Source organism: Xanthomonas campestris pv. badrii, from assembly GCF_012848175.1.
GTDB lineage: Bacteria > Pseudomonadota > Gammaproteobacteria > Xanthomonadales > Xanthomonadaceae > Xanthomonas > Xanthomonas campestris_C.
In genome coordinates this window covers 356,230-368,482 of sequence record NZ_CP051651.1, presented here as the reverse complement: position 1 = coordinate 368,482, position 12,253 = coordinate 356,230, and the positions used below count along the sequence as shown (strand labels likewise).

Annotated in this window: 10 protein-coding genes and 1 other RNA gene; 4 read left to right on the top strand and 7 right to left on the bottom strand. The window is 66.4% G+C overall.

Translation table 11 applies throughout. From position 1 onward, the window contains the following. Window positions 1–538: 538 nt before the first annotated feature. The 6 genes from HG421_RS01575 to ubiE all read right to left on the bottom strand — a co-directional run bounded on the left by HG421_RS01575 (window position 539) and on the right by ubiE (window position 6,201). Window positions 539–615: non-coding RNA, sX9 sRNA (locus tag HG421_RS01575), on the bottom strand. Between the two features lie 33 nt (window positions 616–648). Next, window positions 649–1,287, bottom strand: a complete 639-nt coding sequence (locus tag HG421_RS01570; protein WP_169704608.1) for an HAD family hydrolase — start codon at window positions 1,285–1,287, stop codon at window positions 649–651. Between the two features lie 4 nt (window positions 1,288–1,291). Continuing rightward, window positions 1,292–2,011, bottom strand: coding sequence for a hypothetical protein (locus tag HG421_RS01565; protein WP_169704605.1), 720 nt, complete (start codon window positions 2,009–2,011; stop codon window positions 1,292–1,294). Window positions 2,012–2,217: 206 nt separating this feature from the next. Next, on the bottom strand, window positions 2,218–4,194 hold the full coding sequence (locus HG421_RS01560) for a M1 family metallopeptidase (RefSeq protein ID WP_211161808.1): 1,977 nt from the start codon (window positions 4,192–4,194) through the stop codon (window positions 2,218–2,220). Window positions 4,195–4,367: 173 nt separating this feature from the next. Beyond that, the gene (locus HG421_RS01555) at window positions 4,368–5,258 is read right to left on the bottom strand and encodes a GGDEF domain-containing protein (protein ID WP_169704601.1); all 891 of its coding nucleotides are present in this window, start codon (window positions 5,256–5,258) and stop codon (window positions 4,368–4,370) included. A 181-nt stretch (window positions 5,259–5,439) separates the two neighbouring features. Then, window positions 5,440–6,201: a bifunctional demethylmenaquinone methyltransferase/2-methoxy-6-polyprenyl-1,4-benzoquinol methylase UbiE gene (ubiE, locus tag HG421_RS01550; protein WP_046965330.1), complete on the bottom strand. Its 762-nt coding sequence runs from the start codon at window positions 6,199–6,201 to the stop codon at window positions 5,440–5,442. A gap of 86 nt (window positions 6,202–6,287) precedes the next feature. Here ubiE and HG421_RS01545 point away from each other — a divergent pair, with 86 nt between their 5' ends. From HG421_RS01545 to HG421_RS01530, 4 genes are all read left to right on the top strand, one after another. After that, window positions 6,288–7,937 (top strand): MFS transporter, encoded by a 1,650-nt coding sequence (locus HG421_RS01545; protein ID WP_169704600.1) that lies wholly within the window; start codon window positions 6,288–6,290, stop codon window positions 7,935–7,937. Next, window positions 7,934–9,022 (top strand): HlyD family secretion protein, encoded by a 1,089-nt coding sequence (locus HG421_RS01540; RefSeq protein WP_169704598.1) that lies wholly within the window; start codon window positions 7,934–7,936, stop codon window positions 9,020–9,022. The genes HG421_RS01545 and HG421_RS01540 overlap by 4 nt, the downstream gene beginning before the upstream one ends. 61 nt (window positions 9,023–9,083) lie before the next feature. Then, a complete protein-coding gene (locus HG421_RS01535) occupies window positions 9,084–9,584 on the top strand; it encodes a GNAT family N-acetyltransferase (protein WP_169704596.1) in 501 nt (166 codons plus the stop codon). After that, the gene (locus HG421_RS01530) at window positions 9,581–10,036 is read left to right on the top strand and encodes a nucleoside deaminase (protein ID WP_169704594.1); all 456 of its coding nucleotides are present in this window, start codon (window positions 9,581–9,583) and stop codon (window positions 10,034–10,036) included. Before HG421_RS01535 ends, HG421_RS01530 begins: the two co-directional genes overlap by 4 nt. A gap of 786 nt (window positions 10,037–10,822) precedes the next feature. Here HG421_RS01530 and hslU read toward each other — a convergent pair. Then, on the bottom strand, window positions 10,823–12,190 hold the full coding sequence (hslU, locus tag HG421_RS01525) for an ATP-dependent protease ATPase subunit HslU (RefSeq protein ID WP_169704592.1): 1,368 nt from the start codon (window positions 12,188–12,190) through the stop codon (window positions 10,823–10,825). Window positions 12,191–12,253 lie beyond the last annotated feature (63 nt).

Genomic DNA, 12,253 nt, shown 5'->3' with positions numbered 1-12,253 from the left:
CCAATCGAACGAAGAGCCACTGGCGTTTGATGCACGCGACGACGGCGCAAACGGGTGGATGCGGCAAAGACACAGCACAGCGCGTGCCAGCGCGCTGTTGCGTCGCAGCACCTTGGTAGAGCAAGGGTTTGTGAACGTGGAGACAGCGCGGCGCGAAAGGTGTCACGCATTCGGCACACGTTGCGCCGTACGTGCTGTTGCGCTGATGGAGCACTGCGCACACCTGCGTGTGGAGATACGGTGCGGCTGCGCATGCCCAGGCAGGTCATGCCGACTGTGCTGGTGATCGTGGGAACGCGTTGCGTGCCCCCGCCTGCCCGGAGACGGCGCCGGATGAAGGATGCGAGCGGGCACCGCACTGCTGGAGCCACCGCGCGACCCATCGATGCTGCACGCGCCGTGCAGCGTCTTTGCGCGATGTACTGAGAATATGCCGACAGTCCCCGGGCCGTACCCTCACCCCAACCCCTCTCCCGCGGGGAGAGGGGCTTCAATCACGGCACCGACGATTTCCTTCTCCCGCCGGGACATCGAGAGCGGCTGACGACATGTAGCGAGCGGTCGTCAGGTGGGGGCGGACGGCGTGCTCAGCACCGGAGTGTCCGCGTGGTCCATGCCGCACCGAGCAACCGCCGCGCAGTCGCGTTGTTAGCTGCTCTTGTGACCTGCACTGGCCTGCCAGTGGTGCAACAGCTCGACGCAGTCGCGCAGGCGCCAGTCGGCCAGGCCGGGCCAGGGGTCGCCGGGGGTATTGACCTGTACGGTGCCAGCGCCGGCGGCGCGGCCGCAGGCGAGATCGTTGTGGTGGTCGCCGATCATGAGCAGTGCAGCGGCAGGCACTGCCCAACGCTGCTGGAAATACTGCAGGCCGTCGGGCGCGGGTTTGGGCACAGCCTCGTCGCGGCCGACGATGTCGTCCCAGGCGAAGGCATCGCCCAGGCCGATTGCTTCCAGCGTCACCTGCGCCAGCACACGCGCGTTACGGGTCAGCAGACCCAGCCGGCAGCCATCGGCCCGCAGTGCGCGCACCAATGCCGGCGCGCCCGGCGCAGGTTGCGCGGCTTCGGCCAGTTCGCGTTCGTGCTCCAGCAACCAGGCGTGCTTGGCCTGCGCCTGATCGGCGGGCAATGCAGCCAGGTGATGCAGGATGTCGTCTTCCGGCGGGATCTCCAGCGCGCGACGGATCAACGCGAAATCGTGCACCGGCAACGTGAGCGTGCCGTCCATGTCGAACACCCAGTGCCGGTAGGCGGACAGCGGCAGGCGTGCGGCGATCGCGCCGTCCATGCGCTTATTTCCAGCCCGGCATTTGAGTGGTATCCAGGCCGCCCACCTCGAACTCCGCCGTGCGCGTCCCGCCGGCCTTGACCGGGAAGGCGATGCTGATGCGCTTGGCATTACGCACCACTTTCCACAGCGCCTTGTCGTCGTCGATGAACATGGCGATCGCTTCATCGGTGTCCGGGCGGTGGGCCGCCATCGCGCGGGGCGCGCCACCATCGGCGGCGACCTGCACCTTGCAGCCGCCGTAGCACTTGAAGTCGCCGGCCTTGAGCACGAGATAGCTGTGGCGCTTCCACTGCGGGTGATCGCGGAAGACCAGGCTCACCGGCTTGGGCCCGCTGCCGTCCACATCCACGCGCTGCTTGGCATCGATCATGGCCGAGCGCTGCGTGCCGCCCTTGGCCGGTACCTGCGAGTACTGCCAGAGCGCCTGCATGCGACGCAGCTCGCGCGCCTGCTCGCCCTTGGCCTTGATGTCGGCATAGCCGGGCTCGATGCGCGTGGCGGCCGCAGTGCCGGCATAGCCTTCGATCAAGGCCGCGCCGTGCGCACGTGCCATGTCCCAGTTCTGCGCCTTGACCGCTTCGTCGTATTGCTTGGCGAGCGCATCGGCCTGGGTTTGCCTGGCCTGCGCCTGCGCGGTTTCCTGCGCCTTGCGTTGCGCCTCGCGGTCGGTGCAGGCGCCCAGGGCCGCAACGCACAAGACCGCGCTCAACAGATACTTCATCGTCAACTCCGGAAGACGTGTAAACCGCCAACAACAATAGCAGTGTGCCGTTGCACATCGCATACATGCCGGCGACGCGTCGCTTGCGCGTCTGCGGATGCGAAGGGACCGGCGCAATGCCATGTGGCGACGCGCTGCGGGCAATAAAAAGGGAGCACAAGGCTCCCTTTTCATCGCAGCTGCGGGCAGTGACGCCGCCGCCGTGCTTATTGCTGCGTCGGCGTCGGCGCTGACGGCGCAGCAGCAGGTGCCGCCGCCTTGGCCTTGGCGATCATCTCGGCCACCGAGGCGGTGGTGATCGGGTGATAGCTGGGCTTGGCCTTTTCGAAGGCCTGTTCGGCAAACGCGATGCCGTCCGGGGTCTTCAACAGCTCGGCATAGATCGGCAGCACCAGCTTGCGCCGGCCCACACGCTCGATGAACTCGCCGGCGGCCGGGCGTGCATCGATGTAGCCGCTGCGGATCGACAGCGGGTACCAACGCATGGCGATCTCGCCATTGGGCGTGCCGGTGAAGTGATAGGCGTCGTCCAGCTGCTTGAGCTGCTCGGGCTTGAGCGTGGCGCCCATGCCGCTGAGGAAATGCACCCACTCCTGCGTGCCCCATTCGCCGGTGACCTGCTTGCTCGGCAAGGTGCCGCTGCCGCTCCAGGCGATCCGCGCGGTGTCCACGATGGAGAAGCTGCGCGAGCGCGCCTTGGTCGCAAACGCCGGGATGCCCGGCTGGTTCAACCACGCATCCACTTCGGCAGCGGTCACCGCGGTGGGGTTCTTGGCCAGCAGGTTCTTTTTCAGGTAATCGACGAACTGGTCGGTGGTGGCGCTCTGGAACGCGTGGTCATCGAACCAGCCGCGCAGGAACGGGTCGAACACCTCGCGGCCGAAGCGCTGCTCCAGGAACTGCAGGAACCAGGCGCCCTTGACGTAGGCCACCTGGCTCAAGGCTTCGTCCGGATCCCGCTGCGCCAGCGGCGGCAGTGCCAGGGCCTGGTCGGCGGGCGGCATGTCCTTCACTTCGGCCAGCAGATCGCCCTGGTCGATCTCGCGCTCCATCTCGGCCATCTCGGTGCCGTACAACGCTTCGGTGATGCGGCCCTGCACGTAGGTGGTGAAGCCTTCGTTGAGCCAGATGTCCTTCCAGCTCGCATTGGTCACCAAGTTGCCGGACCAGCTATGTGCCAATTCGTGCGCGACCAGCGACACCAGCGACTTGTCGCCGACGATCACGGTGGGCGTGGCGAAGGTCAGGCGCGGATTCTCCATGCCACCGAACGGGAACGACGGCGGCAGCACCAGCATGTCGTAACGGCCCCAGCGATACGGGCCATAGAGTTTTTCGGCGGCACCGATCATCTTCTCGGTGTCTTCGAACTCCTTGGCGGCCTTGTCGGCCATCGCCGGCTCGGCCCACACGCCCGAGCGTGCGGAAATCGGCTTGAACACCACATCGCCGGCGGCAATGGCCAGCAGGTAGGACGGAATCGGCTCGGGCATCTTGAAGCTGTAGTCGCCGTCGCGCGCGGCCTTGGGGTCGTTGTCGGCGCTCATCAGCACCATCACGTCCGGGCGCGAGGTCACGTGCGCGCTGTAGGTGAAACGCACGCTCGGGGTGTCCTGCAACGGCACCCAGCTGCGCGCGTGGATCGCCTGCGACTGGCTGAACATGAAGGGCAACTGCTTGCCCTCGGTCATCGACGGCTCCAGCCACTGCAGGCCCGAGGCGGTCGGTGCGGTGTGATAGGTGATCACGACCTTGGCGGGCTGGTTCGGCGTCTCGATGGTGAGCTTGCTGCCGAAGGTCTTGTCGGCCGGCGCCAGCGCGAACTGCAGCGGCGCCAGGCCGCCCTTGCCATCGTCGGCCTGCACCTGGGCGATGCTCAGCTCGCGCGTGTCCAGCACCAGCTGCTTGGCGGCCTTGTCCTTCCACTCCAGCGTGTAGGTGGCCGTACCGCCGATCTGCTTGCTGTCGAAATCCAGCTTCAGGTCCAGCGCCAGATCCTTGATGACCACCAGCTGCGGCTGGGCGTAGGAGCTTTCGTCGTGGTTGCGGGCGTCTGCTTTCACGGGGGCCTTGGCAGTGGCGGCCGGCGCGGCGGTGGTGGACGCCGGCGGCGTGGAGTCATTGGAACAGCCGGCCAGCGCGATGGACACGGCCAGGGACAGCGACAGGAACGGGAAGCGCATCGACGGCACCGCAGCGAAGGAATCAGGCATTTTAGCGCTACGCGCCCTTGGCTGCCCGCGCGGCCGCCGATCGGCCGACTGGCAGCGGGAGTCAAGGATGGCTGGCAGAATGTGGCGCGCAGCCCTCGGCCCAGGGAGCCGGCGCATGGAGGCCTCGGCAGATGCAGCTGCGTTCAGGTCACCGGATGACCGCGCGGCGTGTCATGCCCGTCGCGCACCAGGCGCCGGCCGCCGGAAAACTTGGCACGGTACATCGCCGCATCCGCACGCCGATACAGCTCGGTCGCATCCACCCCCTGTGCGTAAACCGCGCTGCCCGCGCTCAGGTGCAACGGCGCTTCCTCACCGTCTTCGCGTTCGAGCATGGACAGCCATTGATTGAGCTTGAGCGTGGCCTCGTCCTCGCCGGCATGCACGCCAACCAGGAATTCGTCGCCCCCCCAACGGCCGATCCAGTCCTGCGCCCCCAGCCAGCCGTAGGCCGATTCCACCAGACGCACCAGCACGCGGTCGCCGGCCAAGTGCCCGAAGCGGTCGTTGATCGGCTTGAGGTTGTCCATGTCCAGCACGAACAGCACGAACGGCCAGCCTTCGCGCTGCGCGGCGGCCACCGAATCGCGCATGGCCTGCTCGCAGCCGCGTCGGTTCAGCGCCTCGGTGAGCGGGTCGAACAGGGCGTGCTTCTTGAGGTCACGCATGCCGGCATCGATGCCGCGCAGGCTGCGGTTGATCCCGCGCAGCAGCCGGCCCAGTTCGTCATCGCCATGCTCGGGCAGGCTGGGCAGGCGCTGGTCGGCGTAGTAGGTATCCAGTGCATCGGCGGCGATACGCAGTGGCGCCAGCAGCCGGTACAGGGCCGAAAGCGTCAAGGCAGTGCCGGCCAGCGTTGCCAGCAGCGCCACGATGATCACCGACCACAGCAGGTGCCCGCCCAGTTCGCTTTGCGAGGCCAGCCATGCAATCAGCAACAGCAGCGGCAGATGGATGCCGACAAAGGTCACCGCCAGCAGCTTGGCGCTGAAGGAACGGGGAAACACGCGCGAGAGCCCGGCGTACAAGCGCATCCAACTCTCCGGCAAAGGGGCGCCTAGTGTCGCCGACCGCTGGTGGAGCCAACGCGACGGAAGTCGCAGAACCTGGCGGTGCGCACGCCGATGCAGGCAGCAACCGGCGCGAAGCGAACACGAGCACTTGCGCAGTCATGCAGCACCCAGTGCGCCGCATGCCAGCCTCGATGCCGCGGCGTCAGATCTTGTAGCCGGAGTGGATCGCCACGATGCCGCCAGTGAGATTCTTGTAGTGGCAACGCGCAAACCCGGCCTCGCCCATCATGCCCTTGAGCGAATCCTGCGGCGGATGCTTGCGGATGCTCTCGGCCAGGTACTGGTAGCTGTCGGCATCGCGTGCGAACAGCTGGCCCAGCTTGGGCAGGATCTTGAACGAGTGGAAGTCGTAGATCGGCTTGAACCATTCGGCGGTGACCTCGGAGAATTCCAGCACGCGCGCCTGGCCGCCCACCTTCAGCACGCGGTACATCTCGCGCAATGCGGCGTCCTTGTCGGTCACGTTGCGCAGGCCGAAGGAAATCGTGACCAGGTCGAAACTCTGGTCCGGGAACGGCAGCGCTTCGGCGTTGCATTGCACGTAATCGAAGCCGGCCACCAGACCGCGGTTGGTCAGCCGGTCGCGGCCCACCGACAGCATGCCGGCATTGATGTCGCCCAGCACCACCGCACCTTCATCGCCCACGCGCTCCTTCAGCAGCACGGCGATGTCGCCGGTGCCGCCGGCAAGGTCCAGCACCCGGTCGCCCGGCTTCACCTGCGCGGTGGCAACGAAGTAGCGTTTCCAGGCGCGATGCACGCCCAGGCTCATCAGGTCGTTCATCAGGTCGTAATTGCGCGCGACCGAGGTGAACACTTCGCCGACCAGCTTCTGCTTGTCCTTTGCAGCGACATCGCGAAAGCCAAAATGGGTGGTACCGGAGGTATAGGGGGATTCGCTCATGGGGGGATTATCGCACTGCTGACGCCACCGTGACCGCAACCGGACCACACTGCGACCTCTTCTGCAACCGGCCCCGCGAGCATTGCGTGCGCGACAAGTATGTTCAGCGCGACTGGCAGCCCCACGAAAAGCCCACCCTGCCCGGGTCGGCCTCCACGCCCTTGCATCCGACCCGGCGCCGCATCCAGTACGGGCTGGTGGGCGTGGTGGTGGCGCTGACCGGGGGCCTGAGCAATGCGCTGGTCACTGCCAACCTGCCGTATCTGCAAGGCACGTTGGGCGCCTACAGCACTGAAATGGCGTGGCTGCCGGCCGCCTATGTGATGACCAACATGTCGGCCAACCTGCTGCTGGTGAAGTTCCGCCAGCAGTTCGGGCTGCGCCGGTTCACCGAGATCTTCCTGGCGCTATACGCGGCCATCGCCTTCGCCCATCTGTTTGTGCACAGCCTGAGTTCGGCGATCACCGTGCGTGCGGCGCATGGGCTGGTGGGCGCGGCGCTCAGCTCGCTGGGGCTGTATTACGTGATCCAGGCCTTCCCCAACACATACCGCCTCAAGGCGGTGGTCCTGGGGCTGGGCATCACCCAGCTGGCGTTGCCGCTGGCGCGGGTGTTTTCCACCGACCTGCTCGAATTCGGGCAGTGGCAGGGGCTGTACCTGTTCGAGTTCGGGCTGGCGGTGTTCGCCTTGGCGTGCGTGCTGGCGCTCAAACTGCCGCCGGGGGATCGCTACCGGGTATTCGAGCCGCTGGATTTTTTCACCTTCGGCCTGTTCGCCACCGGGGCGGCGGGCCTGGCCGCGGTACTGTCGCTGGGCCGGCTGCTGTGGTGGACCAGCACCCCGTGGCTGGGCATGGTGCTGGCGTCCTCGATCGTGCTGCTGTGCGCGGCCACCTGGATCGAGCACAACCGCCGCAACCCGATGATCAACACGCGCTGGCTGGCCAGCGGCGACATGCTGCGGCTGGGCCTGGCCATCCTGCTGATCCGGCTGGTGCTGTCCGAACAAAGCACTGGTGCGATCGGCTTCTTCCAGACCCTGGGCCTGGCCAACTCCCAGCTGCAGACCCTGTTCGCGCTGATGCTGCTGGGCGCGGTGGTCGGCGTGGCCGCCAGTGCGTGGCTGATCAATCCGGCGCGCATCGGCGAACACCTGGTCATCGCGGTGGCGGCCATCTGTATCGGCTGTTTCATGGATGCCGATGCCACCAGCCTCACCCGCCCCGAGCAGATGTATGTCAGCCAGTTCCTGCTCGCCTTCGGCAGCACCTTCTTCATCGGCCCGGCGATGGTGGCCGGCATCGGCCGGGTGATTGCGCAGCCCGGCAACCTGATCAGTTTCATCGTGCTGTTCGGCATGGCGCAGAACATGGGTGGCCTGCTGGGCAGCGCGCTGCTGGGCAGCGTGCAGGTGGTGCGCGAGAAATACCATTCAAGCCAGTTGGTGGAGCACCTGGTGCTGACCGACCCGCAGGTGGCCGCGCGCGTGCAGGCCTATGCAAGCGCGTACGGCAGCAGCATCGGCGACCCGACCTTGCGCCAGGCCCAGGGCGTGCGTGCGCTGGGCAGCGTGGCCACCCGCGAAGCCAATGTGCTGGCCTATAACGATGTGTTTCTGCTGATCGGCTGCATTGCCATCGCCACCGGACTGTGGATCCTGTCCGTGCTGGTGTGGCGGCGCTATCTGCGCTCTGCCGCCTCTCCCTCCTCTCCTGCTTCCAGCGCGCGCCCATGAATACACCTGCAGAGTCCTCCCCTATCGCCGACCGGCAACGTCGCCGCCGCCGTCGCATCACCGGCGCGGTCGGGTTTGGCGGCCTGGCGCTGATCGGCGTGGCGCTGGTGCTGTATGCCTGGCGGCTGCCGCCGTTCGTCAGCGCCATCGAACGCACCGAGAACGCCATGGTGCACGGGCAGATCACGGTGATCGCGCCGCAGGTCAGCGGCTATGTCACACAGGTGTCGGTGCAGGATTTTGCGCACGTCACACGCGGCCAGCTGCTGGCTACCATCGACGACCGCATCTATGCCCAGCAACTGGAACAGGCCAAGGCGCAGGTGCAGACCGCGCAGGCCAATCTCGCCAACTGGGAGCAGCAGCGGCATGGCGCGCAGGCCACCATCGCCGAACAGCGTGCAGCGCTGAGCAGCACGCAGGCCCAGCGCGAACGCACCCGCTCGGCCTATGCCCGCGCGCAGCAGCTGGCCAACCAGAAGCTGGTGTCCGAGCAGGACCGCGACACTGCGTTCGCGGCGCGCGCGCAGGCCGAAGCGGGCGTGACGCAGGCGCGCGCCGCAGTGCAGGCGGCCGAAGAAAACGCCCGCAGCGTCACCGTCAACCGCGCCGCGCTGGAGGCCGCGGTGGCCAATGCGCAGGCCGCGCAGCAACTGGCGCAGATCAACCTGGACAACACCCGCATCCTGGCCCCGCGCGATGGCCAGCTCGGCCAGCTCGGCGTGCGCCAGGGCGCTTACGTCACCAACGGCACGCAGCTGATGGCGCTGGTACCGGACACGCTGTGGGTGGTGGCCAACTTCAAGGAAACCCAGATGGCGAAGATCCGTATCGGGCAGCGCGCCAGCTTCACCGTGGATGCGTTGAACAACGCGACCCTGCGCGGCCGCGTGCAGGAGATCTCGCCGGCCGCCGGCTCGGAATTCAGCGTGCTGCCGGCCGACAACGCCACCGGCAACTTCGTCAAGATTGCCCAACGCATCCCGCTGCGGATCAGCGTCGACCCAAATCAACCGCTGGCCGCGCGACTGCGCCCTGGCATGTCGGTGGTGGTGGCCGTGGACACCGCCAGCGCCGTCGACTGAGCGCAGCCATCGGCATGCTGCACGGCGCCTGCGCGCACGATGCAGCCGCTATCATGCAGCGATGCCCTCTTCCACGCCCCTCCAACTGCAGTGGCAATCACTGCGCTTTGCCCAGCTCGGCACCGCGCAGCTGTATGCGCTGCTGAAGCTGCGCACCGACGTGTTCGTGGTGGAGCAGCGCTGCGCCTATCCCGAGCTGGATGGCAAGGACACCGACCCGGGTGTGCTGCATCTGCTTGGAACGACCGACACCGGCGAGCTGGCCGCCTATCTGCGCGCACTGCCGCCGGGGCTGAGCTATCCCGAGCCCAGCATCGGGCGTGTGGTGATCGGCCGCGCGTTTCGCGGTCGCGGGTTGGCCCATGCCTTGATGCAGCACGGCCTGCAGCTGGTGCATGCGCATTGGCCGGGCAGCGCCATTCAACTCGGCGCACAGGCACATCTGCAAGCGTTCTACGCCGCGCACGGGTTTGCGCCGGCATCGGCACCATACCTGGAAGACGGCATTCCCCACCTCGACATGCTGCGCCCTGCCGGCGCGGCGCCTCTGGAGCCCACATGATCACCACCCCCGACTACCGTGCCCTGCTCGACACCGCCATCGCCGAAGCCCGCCAGGGCCTGGCCGAAGGCGGCATTCCGATCGGTGCGGCGCTGTATCACAACGATGGGCGCCTGCTGGGCTGCGGCCACAATCGCCGCGTGCAGGAAAACGACCCTTCCGTGCACGGCGAAACCGACGCCTTTCGCAAGGCCGGCCGCCAGCGGCGTTACAAGGACACCATCATGGTCACCACGCTGGCTCCGTGCTGGTACTGCAGCGGGCTGGTGCGCCAGTTCAATATCGGCACCGTGGTCGTGGGCGAATCGGTCACCTTCCAGGGCGGTGTCGCCTGGCTGCGCGAGCACGGCGTCAACGTGATCGACCTGCAAAGCCAGGAATGCATCGACCTGCTCGGCGGCTACATCGCCGCCAATCCGGATGTGTGGAACGAGGACATCGGCGAGGATTGAGCGCCTGCCGGGTTCCCGCGACAGCTGGCCTCGCGATTTCCACGCGTGCGGCCAACGCCTTGCAAGCTGCCGGTGACGCATTGCCCGTTGCCGACGTCAACGCGCCTTGACATGCACGACGCTAGGCTCGCGCTTTGCCCACGGCGGGATCGTTCGATGGCAGTGCCAGATGTCGTAATACCCGGCCGCGCCACGGCGCAGCCGGCCATGGAAGTGGCAGGTGCGGCCCCGGGCGTGTTGCCGGTGGCGCCGGTAGATGCGTGGGCTTCAGGGTTGCTCCCAGCGGACCATGCGCGCTGCCCTCATCCGCCCTTCGGGCACCTTCTCCCGCAGGCGGGAGAAGGACAGGCGGCAGGTGTCGGATTGAACGTCGGTGGCCCGGTTGCCGGGTCTGCGCTGGCCGCCAGACCCCCAGCGGCTAGCGGGAGCCGGCTTGATACGTCGCAGCAGCCTGTACTGACGGATCCCGCAGTCAACGCCCGTGCGCACCTTGGCGCGGTGTTGATCCAACGCTACAGCGCCAGTCTGCGCTGACCGACGACGGCGAATGCCGCGTCGCTGGGTCGCCAGCCACTGGCAGGTCGACGTATGCGGCGCGGCACAGTTGCAGCGCACGATGCGACCCATGCCGCTGGTGCGACGACTGTCTTCAGGGCGACCACTGACATCGGCGTCGAGCACTGAAGAGACAAGATCGCCACGACAAAAAGGACCCGCCGTTGGCGGGTCCTCGTTTAACCACTGCCGGCTTGCATGTTTCACCGCAAGCATGCAGACGGCGGCCGATCACAGGATGTAACGGCTCAGGTCCGGATCCTGCACCAGCTCGCCCAATTGCGCGTCCACATAGGCCGCATCCACGGTCACGCTCTGGCCATCGCGGTCGGGCGCTTCGTAGCTCAAGCCATCCAGCAGGCGCTCTAGCACCGTGTGCAGTCGGCGTGCGCCGATGTTTTCCTGGCGCTCGTTGACCTGGGCAGCGATTTCGGCCAAGCGTTCCACTGCATCGGCACCAAAGCTCAGCGACACGCCTTCGGTCTGCAACAGCGCTTCGTACTGCTTGATCAAGGCAGCCTTCGGCTCGGTGAGGATGCGCACGAAATCGGCCTTGGTCAGCGCGGTCAGCTCCACCCGGATCGGGAAACGGCCCTGCAGTTCCGGAATCAGATCGCTGGGCTTGGCAAGATGGAACGCGCCCGAAGCGATGAACAGGATGTGGTCGGTCTTGACCGTGCCGTACTTGGTCGACACGTTGGAACCTTCCACCAACGGCAGCAGGTCGCGCTGCACGCCTTCGCGGCTGACATCGCCACCGCTGGAACCAGCTTCGCCGCGCTTGGCGACCTTGTCGATTTCATCGATGAACACGATGCCGTGCTGCTCGCAGGCCTCGATCGCCGCCGCGCGCACATCGTCTTCGTTGACCAGCTTGCCGGCTTCTTCTTCGATCAACAGCGGACGCGCGGCCTTGATGGTGAGCTTGCGCTTCTGCGACTTGCCGCTGCCGATGTTGGCAAACATCTGCCGCAGTTGCTGGCCCATTTCCTCCATGCCCGGCGGGGTCATGATGTCCATGCTGGCGTTGATGGCCACGTCCAGTTCGATCTCGCGCTCGTCCAGCTCGCCGTTACGCAGCATGCGGCGGAACTTGATGCGGGTATCGTTGTCCTGCGACGAAGGCTCGTTGCGTGCGGCTTCCGGGTCGAAACCAATACCGGCAGCGCGACGCGGCAGCAGCGCATCGAGGATGCGGTCTTCGGCGCGTTCTTCGGCCTGGTTGCGCACGCGCACCTTGGCCTGCTCGCGGTACAGCTTGACCGAGGTATCGGCCAGATCACGGATGATCTGCTCCACGTCCTTGCCGACGTAGCCAACCTCGGTAAAGCGGGTGGCTTCGACCTTGACGAACGGGGCATTGGCCAAGGTCGCCAGGCGCCGCGCGATCTCGGTCTTGCCGACGCCGGTCGGGCCGATCATCAGGATGTTCTTGGGCATCACCTCGTTGCGCAGCTCTTCAGGCAGCTGCATGCGACGCCAGCGATTGCGCAGCGCGATGGCAACGGCGCGCTTGGCATCGTGCTGACCCACGATATGACGGTCGAGCTCCTGCACGATTTCGCGCGGAGTCATGGTTGAGGTTTCGGGATTTGGCATTTGTGAGAATCGAGAATAGGGAAAGGGGAATCGCAAGAGCGGGATTCAAGAGCCTGGGTCGTT

What these genes read in the sequence shown, in the direction of transcription:
- HG421_RS01570 (WP_169704608.1), bottom strand. Translation starts at nt 1,287, where the DNA reads ATGGACGGCGCGATCGCCGCACGCCTGCCGCTGTCCGCCTACCGGCAC.
- HG421_RS01565 (WP_169704605.1), bottom strand. Translation starts at nt 2,011, where the DNA reads ATGAAGTATCTGTTGAGCGCGGTCTTGTGCGTTGCGGCCCTGGGCGCC.
- HG421_RS01560 (WP_211161808.1), bottom strand. Translation starts at nt 4,194, where the DNA reads ATGCGCTTCCCGTTCCTGTCGCTGTCCCTGGCCGTGTCCATCGCGCTG.
- HG421_RS01555 (WP_169704601.1), bottom strand. Translation starts at nt 5,258, where the DNA reads ATGCGCTTGTACGCCGGGCTCTCGCGCGTGTTTCCCCGTTCCTTCAGC.
- ubiE (WP_046965330.1), bottom strand. Translation starts at nt 6,201, where the DNA reads ATGAGCGAATCCCCCTATACCTCCGGTACCACCCATTTTGGCTTTCGC.
- HG421_RS01540 (WP_169704598.1), top strand. Translation starts at nt 7,934, where the DNA reads ATGAATACACCTGCAGAGTCCTCCCCTATCGCCGACCGGCAACGTCGC.
- HG421_RS01535 (WP_169704596.1), top strand. Translation starts at nt 9,084, where the DNA reads ATGCCCTCTTCCACGCCCCTCCAACTGCAGTGGCAATCACTGCGCTTT.
- HG421_RS01530 (WP_169704594.1), top strand. Translation starts at nt 9,581, where the DNA reads ATGATCACCACCCCCGACTACCGTGCCCTGCTCGACACCGCCATCGCC.
- hslU (WP_169704592.1), bottom strand. Translation starts at nt 12,190, where the DNA reads ATGCCAAATCCCGAAACCTCAACCATGACTCCGCGCGAAATCGTGCAG.